The organism is Rothia kristinae NBRC 15354 (genome assembly GCF_001570865.1).
Lineage (GTDB): Bacteria > Actinomycetota > Actinomycetes > Actinomycetales > Micrococcaceae > Rothia > Rothia kristinae.
In genome coordinates this window covers 127214-144334 of record NZ_BCSM01000005.1, presented here as the reverse complement: position 1 = coordinate 144334, position 17121 = coordinate 127214, and the positions used below count along the sequence as shown (strand labels likewise).

Sequence of the window (17121 nt, the reverse complement as noted above, 5' to 3'; positions counted from 1 at the left end):
TGCATGGGTGGGTGCGGGAGCGCCGGGTCGCTCAGTCCTCCCCGGGTGCCACCGTTCGGAGACCGACCGCATGCGCTGCATCAGCCAAGCGGTGGTCGTAGGTCAGCAGGGCATCTGCGGACAGCATGAGCGCTGACTCAAGATGCAGCGCATCCAGAGATCGAAGATAGGGCATCGGCAGCAGCCCCGCCCCCACGAAGACGGTCCGATCGAGGCCGAAGAGGGTCACCCCGTCCAGGACCGCGCTCACCTCAGACTGCGGCAGGTCCTCGCGGAAGCCCACCCGTCGCAGCTCCGTCTCCAGAAGATCGGAGGAGACCAGATCCACCTCGCTGGTGTTGAGCCATTCCAGAAGCGCTGGAGCCCGCGCCTGTCCGAGCAGAAGCGTCGCCATCGCTGAGGTGTCCACGTAGACCGTCAGCCGCCGACTCACACGCGGTCCTCCCGCAGCTCATCGAGGATCTCCTCGACGCTGCGGCCACTGCCGCCCTGCGTCCGGTCTGGCAGAGTCCAGCCGCCCCGGCGTCGCGCCGGGCGGCTGACGCGCAGCCGCGGCTCCTCCACGTCCACCGGCACCAGACGCGCCACCGGCGTCGAACGGTTGGTGATGACGAACGATCGCCCCTCAGCCACCTCCCTCAGCACGCGCGCCGACTCGTTGCGCAGCTCACGCTGTGAGAGACTCTGCTCATCGTGTGCCTGGATCGCCATGCCCTGAATGTAGCACCGGTGCTACAGGCCAGGGAAGGGGCGAAGCAGGCGCGGCGAGTGGGGGCGAGCGGGGGGCAACTCCAGTGGTTTTTATGAGTAACTGCGGTTACTCATAAAAACGGGAGGTGGCGTTATGAGCAGAGACGGGTGGCCCGGCATCGGCTTCGAGGAGCGGCGTTGGACGCCCAGCAGGCAGGCGAGCTGGGGCGTGGATGGCGCCCTGGGCGCGCGCAGCTCGATGTACCGGGCGACCGTGGCGCCGCTGATCCGGGACCGCGCCCCCGTGCTGGCGGCACCGATCCAGCAGCTGGCGGAGCAGGCGGCCCAGGAGCTGAGGCGCTTCGACGCCGAGCTGGGACAGCGGGTAAGCCTCCTTCGCCCCGGTGCTGCTGCGCTCCGAGGCGGCCTCCTCCTCGCAGATCGAGAACCTGACAGCCTCGGCCCGCGCGATCTTCAGCGCGGCGCTGGGTGTGAAGCGCAGCCGCAACGCCGAGGAGATCGCCGCGAACACCAGGGCGCTGCGCGCCGCACTGACACTCTCCGAGAAGCTGACCGCGCCGACCATCCTGCGGATGCACGCCGTGCTGATGGAGTGCCGCCGCGGCACCCCCCCCCCGGGGCGATGGCGGGATGAGCCGGTGTGGATCGGCACCCGCTCGGACTCCCCCATCGGCGCCACCTACGTGGCCCCGGACCACGGGAGCGTCCCCGAGCTGATGGAGGATCTGGTGCGGTTCATCGCGCGCACTGATCTGCCGCCGCTGGTGAGAACCGCGCTGGCCCAAGCCCAGTTCGATACGATCCACCCGTTCACCGACGGCAACGGACTCACGGGCCGGGCCCTGGCGCAGGCGATGCCGCGCCACCGCGACGTGACGCGCAACGTGGCGGCACCAGTCTCCGCGGGGCTGCTCGCGGATGTGGAAGGGTACCACGCCGCGGTGGATGTCTACCGGGCGGGGGATCTGGACCCCATCGTGGGCCAGTTCAACCTGGCGGCGCCGCGGGCCGTTGCCAACGGACGGCGGCTGGTGGAGGAGATCGACGATACCCGGGCCCGCTGGGATGAACGGCTGACGCCGCGGAAGAACTCCAATGCGTGGCGGCTGCTGGACATGCTACCCCGCAGGCCGGTGCTGACCAGCACTACCGCGGCCGAGGAGCTGGGAGTGCGCCAGCCGGACGGTATCCGCCGCTGCGCGCGCTGACCGAGGCCGGGATCCTGCGGTCCAAGAGCGAACACCGGCTGGGGCCCTTCTGGCGCAGCGACGAGGTGCTGGCCGCCATCGACGCCTTCGCGGAGCGGGCCGGGCGAAAAATACGGGAAAAGTTCACTGAATAATTTATTCCCGAATCCGACACAAAGGATCAGATTTGAACAGAGAGCGCTCCATGTTGGCTTTGGCGATATAATGCTGATCAGCGATCCTCAGGAAGCGGCCATCCAGACCCATGAAAGTGATACTTTCAAACATAATCAGACAGCCTGGGTTTTAAAGTGTTTCAAGATAGGCTTATTTGAAAATCTCGATTATTTGCAACCCTAGCTCACGCTGACGGAGAGAGGGCTCGAAGGGAAGGAATCAAAGGGAACATGGGAACACCCCAAGTGCAAAGAGTTGATTACAAAAGGCATCCATGTACTATATAAGTCTTCGCAATCTGTGCAATAGTAACACCATCATTATCACTCCAGGCCACACGTGAGCCACCTGCGCGTAGATTTTGATTTTAGATTTTAGACCTTGAGTCCATCGGACCAGGTCGTCCAGTAGACAACCGGATCAGGCGTCAGGACGCTGCGCAACAGCTCCGTCTACACGATCTGGGTTATCGGGACTGGCAAACCATAGCAACGGTGCGATCAAGAAGTATAATGGTGACACCAGGAATCCTAATATTGCCACAAAAAACTCTCCTTCCCACACTTAAATAAAATGCACACAAGAGTCCCAATTATTAAAACGAATCCGAGGTTCAAAATTTTTCCCGACGAGGCGAGGTCTATCCATAGGGACAAAACTAAAGCTGCTGAAATATCCGCATTAGACATGAGAGTCGTCGGGGTCTGTTGTCGATACGTTCCGAAGAGAGTTAGGCATGACAGGATGGCCCAAACCAAGAGAATTAGAAAAAGAGCAAGGTTTGGATACCCGGAACCGAGAGTTTCATATGTATCCCTTATCCAATCGCTTAATGCAAAAAGTTTAAAAAACTGCACAGCGCTTGCCATGTTTGTAACCCCAGAATTACCAATACCCACAACTGACAAGACAGTCGCTAGAATATATCCTGAAATCAGAAGTTTCACAACATTTTTAAATCTTTCGTTAGATCCCGATAATAAGATTTCCCAGTTAATCACTAATAACACTCCCCGATCGTATTAAATGCAACTTGAGCTCGGTTACTTTCTGGACATAGAAGTAATATAAGAAATTACATATCCATCATCAAACCGACGTGCGTCTGCTTATGATGTAGGACATCAGGGATGGCCTCCAGCACCGCATCGAGGCGGAAGAGCACCGTGAACGGCAGGATCACATCCCCGTACTCGTGCTGCTTGTACGTACCGCGGAGGATGTCCGCGGCACCTCGGATGAAGGAGGCGTGGTTAAACAAGATGAGACCTCGACGGTGGTGGCGGGGATCATGGGGACTCCCCCAGTGTAGAGGCTCCGCCGCGCCGACCCCGGCGCTCCCCTGCAGGCTCTTCGCCGACCCGGCGCTCTCGTTCCCGAAAATCGCGCTTCTGGGAACGAGAACGCCGGGTCGCTGCCCGGGTGGGTACGGGAGCGCCGGGTCGGTGCGGGAGGGAGAAGGACGACGGGCGTCCGCTCAGGCCGCGGCCGGCTCCTCGCGGGCCTGGTCGTGCAGCATCCACTGGTCCGGGCCGAAGATCTCGTAGCGGATGCGCTGGCCCGGCACGCCGGCGTCGACCAGCTGCGAGCGCACGTCCTTCATGAACGGCAGCGGCCCGCACAGGTACGCCACGGCGTCGGCCGGCACGTCCAGCTCGGGCACCCGCACGCGCCCGGCGTGGTCTCCCTCCGCCGACGCCGTCGTGCAGGAGATCAGCCGGCCGTGCGGCAGGCGGGCCACCAGCTCCGCCAGCTCCTCGCGCAGCGGCCAGGAGGCGAAATCCCGCGCGGTGTGCACCACCGTCACCTCCCGCTGGGAGCCCTGGCGCACCAGCTCGGAGACGAACGCGATCATCGGGGTCACGCCGATCCCGGCCGAGAACAGCCACAGCGGACCGTCGCCGTCGTCCCCGAAACCGCCCAGCGTCACATCCCCGTACGGGTTGGAGATCTCGATGACGTCCCCCTCGGTCAGCTTGTCCAGGATGATCGGGGTCATCTCCCCCGCCGGGTCCAGCTTGACCGCGATGCGCCGCTGCCCCGGCTCACTGGGCAGCAGGGTGAACTGGCGCGGCTGCAGCAGACCGTCCTCGGCGCGGCAGAAGATCGAGACGTACTGCCCGGCCTGAGCCGGGGTCATCGGGGTGTCGTCGGCCGGCTCGAAGGTCAGGTCCGCGACGTCGTCGGCGGCCCGCACCCGGCGCACCAAGCGGAACGGCGCGCGCATCACGTCATTGGCCTGCACGGCGTAGAGCCCCTTCTCCAGGGCGATCAGGGCGTCGGCCATCAGCCAGTACACCTCGGTCCACGCCGCCACGACCTCCTCGGTGGCTGCCTCCCCCAGATCCTTCGCGATCGCCCCGAACAGGTACCGGTACACGGTCGGGTACTCCTCCGGGCGCAGCCCCAGCGAGGCGTGCTTGTGGGCCACCCGGGAGAGCACCTCCTCCGGGTACGAATCCGGGTGCTGCACGATCCACTGCGCGAACACCGCGATGGACCCGGCCAGCGCCCGCGGCTGGGTGCCCTCCAGCTGCGAGGAGCGGGAGAACATGCCGTCCATCAGGTCCGGACGGGCGGCGAACATGTCCCGGTAGAACACCGGCGTGATGTGCGGGATCCGCTCGGCGATGACGGGCAGGGTCGCCTCGACGACGGGGCGGGACTTCTCGGAGAGCATGGGGCTCCTTCCTCCGGTGATGGGATGCCCTTCAAAACTAGCACGGGAGATGCTGAATATGTCGGGGATGGCGCCCTTGCGGGGCGGGGCCGACGGCGCGCACCGAGACGGCGCTCCGGTGCACCGGCTTCACCGAGCCGGCGCTCCGGTTCCCGAATCTGGCTTTTCTGGGAACGAAAGCGCCGTCTCGCGCAAGGGTGGGAACGAGAGCGCCGGGTCGCGGTGAGGCGGGAGGGTCCCGAACCCGCGCGCGCCCCGGGAAGGGTCAGGCGAGGGCGTCCTGCGGGGGGCGCAGGCCCAGCTGCACCATGACCGGGCCCATCTGTCGGGAATGCGGCAGCTCGGAGATGATCACGGCGTCCAGCTCCGCGTAGAAGGCCTCGCGCGCCCGGTTGAGAACCCCGCGCAGGGAGCACAGGTGGTTCAGGGGGCACTCGCCGTCGGGCGCCTCACACTCGACCATCGGCTGGTCCCCCTCCAGCTCCCGCAGCAGGTGGCCCACGGACTCCCGGCGTCCGGCCTCGGTGATCCGCACCCCGCCGAAGCGCCCGCGGGTGGCCTGCACCAGCCCCAGCCCGCTCAGGCGCGCCACGGCTTTGGCCACGTGGTTATAGGGGGTGGCCACCCCGTCGGCCAGCTCGTGGGTGGTCAGCTTGGAGCCCTCCGGCACCCCGGACAGCAGCATCATCACCCGCAGCCCGACGTCGGAGAACGCGGTCAGCTTCATCTGCGCGGCCTCCTCCCCCTGGTCCTGATCCGCCGCACCGGACACGACGACGGGGCCCGGAAACCGACTCCTCGATTCCCGGACCCCGTCATCGGCATGCGGTCCATCCTAGCGGCAGCGGCCAGCCGCCGTCGTCGGGCCGCGGCTCAGGCGCCCAGGCGCCGGGCCAGGGCCTCGCGCTGCTCGCGGATCTGCGGCGGCACGTGGTCCCCGAGCTTCTCCAGCCACTCGTCGATCCCGGGCAGCTCCTTCCTCCACTCCTCGGCATCCACCCGCAGGGCCGCGGCCACGTCCTCCGGGTCGGCATCCAGCCCGTCCAGGTCCAGATCCTCCGGGGTCGGGACCACGCCCACCGGCGTCTCCTGGCCGCCGCCGGTGCCGTTGAGCCGCTGCACGATCCACTGGATCACCCGGGAGTTCTCCCCGAAGCCCGGCCACGCGAACCCGCCGTCGGGGGTGCGGCGGAACCAGTTGACGTAGAAGATCCGCGGCATGTTCTGCTCGCCGTGCTGCTGCGCGATGTCCAGCCAGTGGTGCAGGTAGTCCCCGGCGTTGTAGCCGATGAACGGCAGCATCGCCATCGGATCCCGGCGCACCACGCCCACCTGGCCCTTGGCCGCGGCCGTGGTCTCCGAGGACAGCGTCGCCCCCTGGAACACCCCGTGCTCCCAGTCGAAGGACTCCGAGACCAGCGGCACCGTGGTCTTGCGGCGCCCGCCGAAGATGATCGCGGACAGCGGCACGCCCTCCGGGTCGTGGTACTCCGGGGCGAGCATGTCCACCTGGTCGATGGGCGTGCAGAACCGGGAGTTCGGGTGCGCGGCCGGCCGACCGGAATCCGGGGTCCAGTCCTGACCGGTCCAGTCCGTCAGGTGCTCCGGGACCTCGTCGGTCATGCCCTCCCACCAGACCCCGCCGTCGTCGGTCAGCGCCACGTTGGTGAAGATCGTGTTGCCCGCGGCCACCGCGCGCATCGCATTGGGGTTGGTGGACCAGCCGGTGCCGGGGGCGACGCCGAACAGCCCGGCCTCCGGGTTGATCACGCGCGGGCGCCCCTCGGCATCGAAGGTGATCCAGGAGATGTCATCCCCGACCATCTCCGCGGACCAGCCCTCCACCGTCGGGTGGATCATCGCGAAGTTCGTCTTCCCGCAGGCCGACGGGAAGGCACCGGAGATGTAGTGGACCTCCCCCTGCGGGTCCGTGACCTTCAGGATCAGCATGTGCTCGGCCAGCCACGCCTCGTCGTGGGCAATCGCGGAGGCGATGCGCAGGGCGTAGCACTTCTTGCCCAGCAGCGCGTTGCCGCCGTACCCGGACCCGAAGGACCAGATGGCCCGCTTCTCCGGGAACTGCACGATGTACTTCTCCGGGTTGCACGGCCACGGCACGTCCTGCTCGCCGTCGGCCAGGGGCGCGCCGACGGAGTGCAGGCACTCCACGAAGAACGCGTCCTGCCGGGTCATCTTCTCCAGGACCTCCGAGCCGATGGTCGCCATGATGCGCATCGAGCACACCACGTACGCGGAATCGGTGATCTCCACCCCGTAGCGGGGCTCGGCCGCATCCAGGTGCCCCATGACGAAGGGGATCACGTACATGGTCCGCCCGCGCATCGCCCCGCGGAACTTCTCCGTGAGGATCCCGCGCATCTGCTGCGGATCCATCCAGTTGTTGGTGGGGCCCGCGCCTTCCTCGGTCTCGGTGCAGATGTAGGTGCGCTCCTCCACCCGGGCCACATCCTCCGGATCGGAGAACGCGGCGAAGGAGTTGGGGAACTTCTCCTCGGCCAGGCGCACAAACGTCCCGGCGTCGACCAGCTCGGTGGTCAGCCGATCCCACTCCTGCCGGGAACCGTCCACCCAGTGCAGCTGCCGCGGCTGGGTGAGCTCGGCGACCTCCCGCACCCACTCCAGCAGGTGCCGGTGCGTGGTGGGCGCGTTCTCCAGCGCCTCGCGCACGGCCGGCTCCAGGCCGCTGGTTCCGACGACGTTGTCAGTCATGAGATTCCCTTCAGGTCCGGCCCGCACGTCGGGCCATCACGCACTTCGTTGTGTTCGGCGCTCTCCCGGTGTGGCCACGGCAGCGATCCATCGGAGAGAGGGGACGACGCAGCCACGCGGGTGGGAGCCCGTGTGATGGGACCAGCGTAACCCGGAACGCCCGGGGCTGCGGCACACGTGACACGGCGACGACGTCGAGGCTCTGGGTGGGTCCTGACGCCACTGGACGTGCGGGCCTCTCACGCTCTGCACGCGGGGTCAGCCTGACGACCGGCGCGGGGGTGCGAGTGGGAGCGGGCCGGTTCCCCGGGTGGTCTGCGTGGGAGCTGCTCGCACTCTGATCGCGCTCTGCAACCGAGGTCACAGCCCGGCGATTGGCGCGAACCCGGGGGCGCGTGTACGCTGGTATCTGGTTCGAGCGAGCGCTTCGGCGCTCGTGATCGCGGACCAGGCGCCTGTAGCTCAACGGATAGAGCATCTGACTACGGATCAGAAGGTTGGGGGTTCGAATCCCTTCGGGCGCACCACATCGGAAGCCCCGTCACCACCTGGTGACGGGGCTTCTTCGCGTTCCGGGGCGGATTCCGCCGCAGTCCACTCCGCGCGGGGCCCTCACGACGGCGCGAGACCGCACGTTCTGGGCGAGGGCGGGTCAGAGACGGGCGGACGACGTCGGGCGCTCAGATCGCCAGGTCCAGGGGCAGGTCGGAGATGTCGCGCAGGCGGCGGCCCTGCACCATCGTGTGCATCAGCTCCGCACCGGCCGGATCCACCGCGGGGTCGATGGCGTCCATCAGCTCGTGCAGCGCGAAGTGGTAGACGCAGTCCAGCTCCCCCGTGCCCAGGGCGACAGCCGCCAGGCGCGAGGGCATCGGCTCGCCCGTGACCATCACCAGGTGCGGGGCCCGGCCGCGGCGGTTGCGGATCAGCTGCTGCGCCTCCGCCTTGGCCTGCTGGGCCCGATCGCTGCGCAGCGTCCACCGGCAGGAGACCACCGCGTGCAGCAGCGGCTTGGGCTGCACCGCGGAGCGCAGGGGGCTGGCCGAGGCCAATGGGCCCAGCGGATCCACCAGGCGGGTCACGGCGTTGAGGTCCCGATCGGACAGCGGCGAGCGCATCACGACGACGTCGGGGGCCAGCAGCTCCGCCTCCGCCCCCAGGACGGCCCGCAGGTCCCGGCTGCCCTCCACGATCTCGCGCAGCGCGGCCAGGTGCTCGTACTGCTCGAAGATCTCCGAGGCGTCCCGGATGGTGCCATCGGCCCCGCGATCGCCCAGCCGGCGCACCGTCCACTCCCCGGGCCGGATCCCGTCCAGGGCCTGCAGCACCGCCTGCAGGTACGCGGCCACGGCCCGCTCGAAGCTGCGGCCCGCGGAATGCCCCGGGGAGCGTGGGTGGGCCTCCACCGCCCCGATGCCCTCCGCGATCGCCCGGGCGTAGCGCAGGCTCGAGCCCGAGCCGGTGTCCGCGTTGGAGGGCACCCCGGAGCCCGGACGGGTCACCAGGACCCGCTCGTCGATCAGGGCGCGGTGGAAGACCCGCCGGGCCCTATCCAGCAGATACTCGGGGCCCTGACGTCGAGAGGCGGCCCGCTCCGCGCGGGTCATGGCCTCCTCGTGGGGTTCGGCCTCCGCTGCCGTTCCGACGACGTCGGCCGGGCGCGGGGCCTCCGGACCCGAAGTCTCCGGACCCGAAACGCCCGAACCAGGGGCCTGCGCGGGCATCACGGAAGGGGCGACGTCGGCCGGCCGCTGCGGGGCCGAGGGCTGTTGGACGGCGGTCTGTGCGTCGGCGTTCCCGCCGGCGGGTTCGGCGAACTCGGCGAGGTCCAGGGAGAACAGGAACTGCTCCTGCCCCTCGGTCTGCTCGGTGGACCTGCGGCGCCTGCCGGCCATGGTGGCTCCTCCTCTTACCGTCGGCTCCCGGTGTTCTCCCGGGGCCATGCACACAGTACCCGGTGCCCCGACGGAGTACCGGCGCACAGCCCTCAGCCGGAGACAGCCCCGGCTGCCGCTCGGGCTCGGGCAGCCCTCTCCCGTGACCCAGCCGATTCTCCGGCGACGCGGGCCCGCACTACACTGGCCCGGAAGGCCCGGGCCGCACGCCCGACGTCGCGGACTGCCCCGCCCGAGGCACCGACGCGCACCGGGCGCGGCCTGAACGCATCGACCCTGGAGAGCAAGTGAGCATCAACATCACCGTGGTGGACGAAGCCGGCGAGGCCCGCGACGTCGAGTGGACCGAGAACCAGACCCTCCTGGAGTGCCTGCACAAGAACCAGTACCCGGTGCTGGCCACCTGCGGCGGCAACGCCTCCTGCGCCACCTGCCACGCTTTCCTGGACCCGCAGCACTACCCGGCCGGCGGGGAGCGCACCGAGGAGGAGGAGGACCTGCTGGAGATGATCGACGACGTCGCCACCGAGTACTCCCGGCTGTCCTGCCAGACCGAATACCACGAGGGCCTGGACGGGGCGACCGTGACCCTGAAACCGGGTATGTGATCCCCCGTCCCCGACCCCTCCCCCGCATGAACGCACCCTTCACCTCCCGGCGGCGCGCGGCCGTCGCCCTGATCGCGGCGGGCCTGCTGCTCGGCGGCTGCTCGGCCGAGGACGCGACGGGCGGCTCCGCCGGATCCTCCGCCGCCGCCTCCGCACCGACGGCCTCCGCGCACCCCACCGGCACCGTCGCGGCGGCCCCCACCGGATCCGGTTCCCAGGCCGCCGCCCCGTCATCGAGCGGGTCCCCCACCACCGCCGCGCAGGCCCCGACGGCGGCCCCGTCCGCCCCGACGGCGAGCGCGACCCCCGCCCCGGCGGCCTCTCCGACGGCGTCCGCCCACCTGAGCGCGGCCCCCGCGCCGAGCGTCTCCGCCGCCCCGGAGACCGCCGAAGCCTCCGGCCGGTGCGCCACCGGGGACCTGAACGTGCAGGTCAGCTCCACCGGCGGGGCCGCCGGATCCGCGACCTACGCCGTGCGCTTCACCAACAGCTCCGACCGGGACTGCACGCTGTCCGGATACCCCGAGGTCTCCTTCATCGACGACTCCGGGGCGATGCTGGGCGCGCCGGCGATCCCGGCCAGCGAGCAGACCGGGGAGGCCACGCGCCTGCGACCGGGCCGCAGCGCGCAGGCGATCCTGCGCAGCACCCAGCCGGAGCTGTACGGGCAGCAGTGCTCCCGCACCAGCGCCGCCGGGCTGCGGGTGCACGCCCCGGACTCGGAAGGCAGCCTCGACGTCGCCCTGTCCCTGCCGGCCTGCGCCGATGCGCAGGTCCAGCAGCTGTCCATCGGGCCCATCGACGCCCGCGGCTGAGCGCGGCGCGCGGCACCCGCGGGTCACAGGGTCACAGGGTCACAGGGTCACAGGGTCAGCGTGGCATCGTCATAGGAGTACCGGGGTCCCCTGCCGTACTCAGGGTCCTTGCCGCGGCCGATGTTGACGACCACCAGCGACTTCAGCCCGGTACCCGCGAGCAGATCCGCGTCCAGACCGGCGGCATCGAACCCAGTCATGGGACCCGCGGCCAGGCCGACGGCCCGCACGGCCATCACGAAGTACCCGACCTGTATGAAGGCGTTGGAGCGTCCGGTCTCCTGCGCCAGCTCCTCATCCTCCCGGTACATCTGCCCCATCTGGGGGCGGGCCGGCAGGAAGCGATCGAATTTGTGGTGCCAGGTCTCGTCCACGGCGAGGATCGCGGTCATCGGCGCGGCCGCGGTCTTGGGCTGGTTGCCGGGCATCATGTGGGAGACCAGACGGTCGCGGGCCTCACCCTGAGACACCCAGACGATGCGCAGGGGCTGGGAGTTGAAGGCGGTGGGACCCATCTTCGTCAGCTCATAGATGGCCCGACGCTGGTCTTCGGTGACCTCGGCGTCCTCGAAGGCGCTGACGGTGCGGGCCTCGAACAGACGGTGCAGGTCCTCCTCGGACAGCTGGGCGACGGCGGCGACATCGGTCATGGGGGCTCCTGAGGCTGGGGGGGCGGCGCGGCGATCACCGCGCACCGGATTCACTTCACGTGTAAACCTTATGCTTCGCCGGGCTATTCCGGGGTGCGACGGGGTTGCTCAGACAGCATGGCCGTTCGGCCTGTCAGTCGGGGGCGGCACAATGGGGACCATGCCGCACGCCCTGGACCGCTTCACGCCCGCGACCCGCGACTGGTTCGCCGGGGCCTTCGGGGCGCCCACCGCCGCGCAGGAGGGCGCCTGGGAGGCCATCGCGCAGGGTCGGCACGCGCTCGTCGTCGCCCCCACTGGCTCCGGCAAGACCCTCGCGGCCTTCCTCTGGGCCCTGGATCGGCTGCTGCTGGGCGGGGGCGGCGCCTCGGGCGGGGGCGCGGACGACGCCGAAGCCGCGACGCCCGCACGTCACGGCGGGGATGCCGGGCGCACCGGGAAGCGCCGGACGAACGCCACCCAGGTCCTCTACATCTCGCCCCTGAAGGCCCTCGGGGTGGACGTGGAGCGCAACCTGCGCGCCCCGCTGGTCGGCATCACCCAGACCGCGCGCTTCCAGGGCACCGAGCCGCGGGAGATCTCGGTGGGGGTGCGCTCCGGGGACACCCCCGCCGCCGAGCGTCGGGCCCTGCTGTCGAACCCGCCGGACATCCTCATCACCACCCCGGAATCCCTCTATCTCATGCTCACCTCGAAGGCGCGGTCCAGCCTCACCCTGGTGCACACCGTGATCGTGGACGAGGTGCACGCGGTGGCCGGGACCAAGCGCGGCGCCCACCTGGCCGTGACCCTGGAGCGCCTGAACCAGATCCTGCCCCACCCCGCCCAGCGGATCGGCCTGTCCGCCACCGTGGAGCCCGTGGAGACGGTCGCCCGCTTCCTCGGCGGCACGACCCCCGTCACCGTGGTGCGCCCCGAGGCCGCCAAGACCTGGGACCTCACCGTCTCCGTGCCCGTGCCGGACATGTCCAACCTGACGGTGCCGGTGCCGCGGGAGCAGCCGCGCGTGCGCACCGGCATCGACCGGGGCTCCGCCGCCAGCGGCACCGCGACACTGGAGGACGCCCTCGGCCTGGACCTCGCCTCCCCGCTGGCCGGGCCGCCGCACGACGACGCCGCTCCGAAGCCCCTGCCGCCGGAGCCGGTGCACGAGGTGGTCGCCTCCATCTGGCCGCACGTGGAGGAGCGGATCGTGGACCTCGTGGAGGCGCACCGCTCCACCATCGTCTTCGCCAACTCCCGCGGCCTGGCCGAGCGCCTGACCTCGCGGCTGAACGAGGTCCACGCCTTCCGGCAGGTCCAGCGCGGGCTGCTGGACCCGGAGCAGACCCCCGGCCGACGCGGATCGGCCGGGGCCGGGATCCGGGAGCAGCGGATGGGCGCCGGGGAGGCCCGCGCCGCCGCGTCGTCGGGCGGGGCGTCGGGCACAGTTTCGGCCGCGGCGTCGGGCGGGCCCGTACCCGATGCCGATGCCGCAGCCGAGATGCCCTACGCGCCGCCGGCCGTGAACCACCTGACCAGCGGCACCGCGGCGCCCGAGCTGGCCCGCGCCCACCACGGCTCCGTGTCCAAGGACCAGCGCGCGCTGATCGAGGACGCCCTGAAGACCGGGGCGCTGCGCTGCGTCGTCGCGACCTCCTCCCTGGAGCTGGGCATCGACATGGGCGCGGTGGACCTGGTGATCCAGGTGGAGTCCCCGCCGAGCGTGGCCTCCGGGCTGCAGCGGGTGGGCCGGGCCGGGCACCAGGTGGGCGAGACCTCCCGGGCCGTGCTCTACCCCAAGCACCGCGGGGACCTGCGCGACGCCGCCGTGACCGTGGAGCGGATGCGCGCCGGGGCCATCGAGAAGCTGCATGTGCCCGCCAACCCCCTGGACGTGCTCGCCCAGCAGACGGTGGCCGCCGCGGCGCTGGGGCCCATCGACGTCGAGGCCTGGTTCGAGGCGCTGCGGCGCACCGCGCCCTTCGCGGCTCTGCCCCGCTCCGCCTTCGACGCCGTACTGGACCTGCTGGCCGGGAAGTACCCCTCGGATGAGTTCGCCGAGCTGCGTCCGCGCCTGATCTGGGATCGCGACGGCGGGGTCCTGGAACCGCGCCCCGGGGCCCAGCGGATCGCGGTGACCTCCGGCGGCACCATCCCGGACCGCGGCCTGTACCCGGTGTTCATCGTCGGCGGGGACGAGCAGACCGGGCCCAAGCGGGTGGGCGAGCTGGACGAGGAGATGGTCTATGAGTCCCGCGCCGGGGACGTCATCGCCCTGGGGGCCACGAGCTGGCGGATCGAGGAGATCACGCACGACCGGGTCAGCGTCACCCCCGCCCCGGGGCAGGTCGGCAAGCTGCCGTTCTGGCACGGAGACGGGCCCGGGCGCCCGGTGGACCTCGGCGAGGCCGTGGGCGGATTCACCCGAGAGCTGGCCTCCCGCCTGGAGACGGGGCAGGACGACGCCGCCCGCACGCGCCTGCGCGAGGCCGGGCTGGACGAGTGGGCGGCGGACAACCTCCTGGCCTACGTGCGGGAGCAGACCGAGGCGACGGGGCAGGTGCCCAGCGAGAAGACCCTGGTGGTGGAGCGGTTCCGGGACGAGCTCGGGGACTGGCGGGTGATCCTGCACTCGCCCTACGGGATGCCCGTGCACGGGCCGTGGGCCCTGGCCGTGGGGGCGCGCATCGAGCAGCGCTGGGGCCTGGACGGCTCCGCGATGGCCGCCGACGACGGCATCGTGCTGCGCATCCCCGCGATGGAGGACACCCCGCCGGGGGCGGAGCTGTTCGCCTTCGACGCGGAGGAGATCGAGCGGATCGTGACCGAGCAGGTGGGCTCCTCCGCGCTGTTCGCCGCCCGCTTCCGCGAGTGCGCCGCGCGGGCCCTGCTGCTGCCCCGCCGGGACCCGGGGCGGCGCACCCCCCTGTGGCAGCAGCGGCAGCGCTCCGCGCAGCTGCTGGACGTCGCCCGGAAGCACCCGGACTTCCCGATCATCCTGGAGACCGTGCGCGAATGCCTCCAGGACGTCTATGACCTGCCCGCCCTGCGCCGGCTGCACGAGCACATCGCGGCCCGGCGGATCACGGTCCGGGAGCTGGAGACCCCGGAGCCCTCCCCCTTCGCCAAGACCCTGCTGTTCGGGTACGTCGGGCAGTTCCTCTACAACACGGACGCGCCCCTGGCCGAGCGGCGGGCCGCGGCCCTGTCCCTGGACCCCTCCCTGCTGGCCCAGCTGCTGGGGCAGGAGGAGCTGCGGGAGCTGCTGGACGCGCAGATCATCGAGCGCACCGAGGCCCAGCTGCAGCGCCTGGCCCCGGACCGGCGCCTGCGCGGGGCGGAGGGATTGGCGGACCTGCTGCGCCTGTTGGGCCCGCTCAGCCCCGAGGAGGCCGCGGCCCGGCTGCGCCCGGAGGAGGCCGCGGGGGCCGTCGCCGCGGGACCCGGCTCGGCGTCGGGCCGCGGTCTGGGCGCGGACGGTGCCGCGGAGGACGCTGCGGGCGCGGACGACGCCGCGGAGAACGAGACGGCCGACCTCGGCGTCGTCGCGGAGTGGGCGGATCGGCTGGTGCGGGCCCACCGGGCCTTCCGGGTGCGCACCGGCGGGATCGAGCGGATCGCGGCCGTGGAGGACGCCGCCCGCCTGCGCGACGGGCTGGGGGTGCCCCTGCCGATGGGGGTGCCGGCGGCCTTCATCGAACCGGTCACGGACCCGCTGGGGGATCTGGTCTCCCGGTACGCCCGCACCCACGGCCCCTTCACCACCGGGCAGGCCGCGGCGGCCCTGGGGCTGGGGCGGGCCGTCGTCGAGACGGTGCTGCGGCGCCTGGCCGCGGACCGGCGGGTGGCGACCGGGCGCTTCCTGCCCGCCGAGCTGCTGTCGGCCCGCGGCCTGGACCCGCGGGATCCGGGCGAGGAATGGTGCGACGCCGGGGTGCTGCGCACGCTGCGACGCCGCTCCCTGGCCGCACTGCGCGCGCAGATCGAGCCGGTGGACGCCGCGACCTACGCCCGCTTCCTGCCCGCCTGGCAGCACGTGTGGGCTCGGGGTGCCGAGCAGGATCCGCGGGTCGCGGATGAGGACGGGCTGCTCACGGTGATCGACCAGCTGGCCGGGACCGCGGTGCCCGCCTCCGCCCTGGAGACCCTGGTGCTGCCGGCCCGGGTGCGCGGCTACGCCCCGCGGATGCTGGATGAGCTGCTGGCCTCGGGGCAGGTGCTGTGGACCGGGGCCGGGACCGTGCCCGGGCAGGACGGCTGGGTGAGTCTGCACCTGGCCGAATCCGCGGATCTGACCGTGCCGGAGCGGCCCGCGATCCCGCTGGATCGGCTGAGCGCCGATGCCCGCACCGTGTACGCGGCGATGGGCGAGGGCGCAGATTTCCTGCCGCGCATCGCCGCCCGCGCGGGGCTGTCCCTCGGGACCGCCGGGGATGGGCTGTGGGAGCTGGTGTGGGCCGGGCTGGTGACCAACGACGGGATGGCCGCGCTGCGAGCTTTCCTCGATGGCGGAAAGACGGCGCACGCCCGACCCCGGGGCTCGGCCCGCTCCCGGTCCCTGGGTCGACGCGGGGCCGGGCGGATCTCGCGGGCACAGGGGGCGCGTCCTGGGCGGTATGCGGGGCTGGCGGCTCCCGGTCGGGCCGGTGCCGGTCTCAGCTCCGGTGGGCTGGGTTCTGATGGGCTGGGGGCCGACGGGTCAGGTGCCGGGTCCGACGGCGGCGTCGGCGGCTGGGGTCTCGGCGTGGCTGGCGGTGGTCCCGGCGGCGGCGCGGCTGAGATGTCCGCGCTGAGTCCGCAGCGGGAGCGGGAGCTGTCCGGGCGGTGGTCCCGGGTGAGCTCGTACCTGTCCGAGGAGCCCCTGGAGCCGACGGTGCGCGCCGTCGCCCTGGCGCAGCTGATGCTGGACCGGTACGGGGTGCTGACCCGAGGCGCGGTGCAGCAGGAGGATTCCCCGGGCGGCTTCGCGGCGGTGTACCAGATCCTCACGGCCCAGGAGGATCAGGGCGAGGCCCGCCGCGGCTACTTCATCGAGGGGCTGGGCGGCGCGCAGTTCGCCGCCCCGGCCACCGTGGATCTGCTGCGCGCGGCGGAGATCGACGAGCAGCTGGAGGCCTCCGGCGCCTCCGAGCGCACTCCGCAGGTGCTGGTGCTGGCCGCCACGGATCCCGCCCAGCCGTACGGTGCGGCGCTGTCCTGGCCGGATCCGATCCCCGGGGAGTCGCTGCTGCGCGGGGTGAGCGGCGGGAGCCGGGGGTCGGGTCCTGAGGGCGCCTTTGCCGGGGGCGGCGCGGCGTCGGGGCGGGACGGCGCGGTCTCGGGGCCGGACGGCGCGGCGTCGGCGGGGGCGAAGACGTCCCAGGCGCGCCCGGGCCGGAAGGCCGGGGCCCTGGTGGTGCTGGTGGACGGCCGCCCGGTGCTGTACGTGGAGCGCGGCGGCAAGACCCTGCTGGCCTTCACCACTCGCGTACTCGACCTGGAGCTGGCCGCACCCGCGGTGGCCGACGCCGTGCGGGCCGGGGCCGCGCAGAAGCTGGTGGTGGAGAAGGTCAACGGCGTCTCCGTGCTGGAGCGCGGCGCCCCGGCCGAGGACGGCTCCCCCGACCCCATCACCGCGCTGCGCGAGGCCCTGATGGCCGCGGGCTTCGACTCGACACCGAAGGGCCTGCGGATCCGGCGGTGAGAC

General features: G+C 70.9%; 12 protein-coding genes and 1 tRNA gene. 5 read left to right on the top strand and 8 right to left on the bottom strand.

Annotated features, from left to right (window positions below; genetic code table 11):
* Positions 1 to 31: 31 nt before the first annotated feature.
* Together KKR01S_RS04915 and KKR01S_RS04910 are read right to left on the bottom strand one after the other, a co-directional pair.
* Positions 32 to 433: a type II toxin-antitoxin system VapC family toxin gene (locus KKR01S_RS04915; protein ID WP_244884109.1), complete on the bottom strand. Its 402-nt coding sequence runs from the start codon at positions 431 to 433 to the stop codon at positions 32 to 34.
* Positions 430 to 711: a type II toxin-antitoxin system Phd/YefM family antitoxin gene (locus KKR01S_RS04910; protein WP_061225422.1), complete on the bottom strand. Its 282-nt coding sequence runs from the start codon at positions 709 to 711 to the stop codon at positions 430 to 432. Before KKR01S_RS04910 ends, KKR01S_RS04915 begins: the two co-directional genes overlap by 4 nt.
* Positions 712 to 1094: 383 nt before the next feature.
* Here KKR01S_RS04910 and KKR01S_RS04905 point away from each other — a divergent pair, with 383 nt between their 5' ends.
* Positions 1095 to 1919 (top strand): Fic family protein, encoded by an 825-nt coding sequence (locus KKR01S_RS04905; protein WP_061225421.1) that lies wholly within the window; start codon positions 1095 to 1097, stop codon positions 1917 to 1919.
* Between the two features lie 1231 nt (positions 1920 to 3150).
* On the opposite strand, the gene KKR01S_RS11300 is transcribed toward KKR01S_RS04905, so the two are convergent.
* From KKR01S_RS11300 to KKR01S_RS04885, 4 genes are all read right to left on the bottom strand, one after another.
* Positions 3151 to 3336: a type I restriction-modification system subunit M N-terminal domain-containing protein gene (locus KKR01S_RS11300; RefSeq protein WP_061225420.1), complete on the bottom strand. Its 186-nt coding sequence runs from the start codon at positions 3334 to 3336 to the stop codon at positions 3151 to 3153.
* A 216-nt stretch (positions 3337 to 3552) separates the two neighbouring features.
* Positions 3553 to 4755, bottom strand: coding sequence for a globin domain-containing protein (locus KKR01S_RS04895; RefSeq protein WP_058730278.1), 1203 nt, complete (start codon positions 4753 to 4755; stop codon positions 3553 to 3555).
* A 265-nt stretch (positions 4756 to 5020) separates the two neighbouring features.
* Positions 5021 to 5482 carry an RrF2 family transcriptional regulator gene (locus KKR01S_RS04890; RefSeq protein WP_058730290.1) on the bottom strand — a complete coding sequence of 154 codons (462 nt, stop codon included), beginning with the start codon at positions 5480 to 5482 and terminating at the stop codon, positions 5021 to 5023.
* Positions 5483 to 5628: 146 nt separating this feature from the next.
* Positions 5629 to 7485 (bottom strand): phosphoenolpyruvate carboxykinase (GTP), encoded by a 1857-nt coding sequence (locus KKR01S_RS04885; protein ID WP_061225419.1) that lies wholly within the window; start codon positions 7483 to 7485, stop codon positions 5629 to 5631.
* Between the two features lie 451 nt (positions 7486 to 7936).
* Here KKR01S_RS04885 and KKR01S_RS04880 point away from each other — a divergent pair.
* A tRNA-Arg gene (locus tag KKR01S_RS04880) sits at positions 7937 to 8012 on the top strand.
* Between the two features lie 153 nt (positions 8013 to 8165).
* On the opposite strand, the gene KKR01S_RS04875 is transcribed toward KKR01S_RS04880, so the two are convergent.
* Complete coding sequence (locus KKR01S_RS04875) at positions 8166 to 9380, bottom strand: NgoMIV family type II restriction endonuclease (RefSeq protein ID WP_061225418.1); 1215 nt, start codon at positions 9378 to 9380, stop codon at positions 8166 to 8168.
* A gap of 287 nt (positions 9381 to 9667) precedes the next feature.
* Between KKR01S_RS04875 and KKR01S_RS04870 the strand changes: the two genes are divergently transcribed.
* On the top strand, positions 9668 to 9988 hold the full coding sequence (locus KKR01S_RS04870) for a 2Fe-2S iron-sulfur cluster-binding protein (RefSeq protein ID WP_061225417.1): 321 nt from the start codon (positions 9668 to 9670) through the stop codon (positions 9986 to 9988).
* Positions 9989 to 10014: 26 nt separating this feature from the next.
* Positions 10015 to 10803 carry a DUF4232 domain-containing protein gene (locus KKR01S_RS04865; RefSeq protein ID WP_061225416.1) on the top strand — a complete coding sequence of 263 codons (789 nt, stop codon included), beginning with the start codon at positions 10015 to 10017 and terminating at the stop codon, positions 10801 to 10803.
* A gap of 47 nt (positions 10804 to 10850) precedes the next feature.
* On the opposite strand, the gene KKR01S_RS04860 is transcribed toward KKR01S_RS04865, so the two are convergent.
* On the bottom strand, positions 10851 to 11453 hold the full coding sequence (locus tag KKR01S_RS04860; protein ID WP_061225415.1) for a malonic semialdehyde reductase: 603 nt from the start codon (positions 11451 to 11453) through the stop codon (positions 10851 to 10853).
* Between the two features lie 151 nt (positions 11454 to 11604).
* Here KKR01S_RS04860 and KKR01S_RS04855 point away from each other — a divergent pair, with 151 nt between their 5' ends.
* Positions 11605 to 17118, top strand: coding sequence for an Lhr family ATP-dependent helicase (locus KKR01S_RS04855; protein WP_061225414.1), 5514 nt, complete (start codon positions 11605 to 11607; stop codon positions 17116 to 17118).
* Positions 17119 to 17121: the final 3 nt, after the last annotated feature.

Coding starts and splice junctions, on each gene's coding strand:
- KKR01S_RS04885 (WP_061225419.1), bottom strand. CDS start 7,485: ATGACTGACAACGTCGTCGGAACCAGCGGCCTGGAGCCGGCCGTGCGC.
- KKR01S_RS04875 (WP_061225418.1), bottom strand. CDS start 9,380: ATGGCCGGCAGGCGCCGCAGGTCCACCGAGCAGACCGAGGGGCAGGAG.
- KKR01S_RS04855 (WP_061225414.1), top strand. CDS start 11,605: ATGGGGACCATGCCGCACGCCCTGGACCGCTTCACGCCCGCGACCCGC.
- KKR01S_RS04895 (WP_058730278.1), bottom strand. CDS start 4,755: ATGCTCTCCGAGAAGTCCCGCCCCGTCGTCGAGGCGACCCTGCCCGTC.
- KKR01S_RS04860 (WP_061225415.1), bottom strand. CDS start 11,453: ATGACCGATGTCGCCGCCGTCGCCCAGCTGTCCGAGGAGGACCTGCAC.
- KKR01S_RS04910 (WP_061225422.1), bottom strand. CDS start 711: ATGGCGATCCAGGCACACGATGAGCAGAGTCTCTCACAGCGTGAGCTG.
- KKR01S_RS04865 (WP_061225416.1), top strand. CDS start 10,015: ATGAACGCACCCTTCACCTCCCGGCGGCGCGCGGCCGTCGCCCTGATC.
- KKR01S_RS04890 (WP_058730290.1), bottom strand. CDS start 5,482: ATGAAGCTGACCGCGTTCTCCGACGTCGGGCTGCGGGTGATGATGCTG.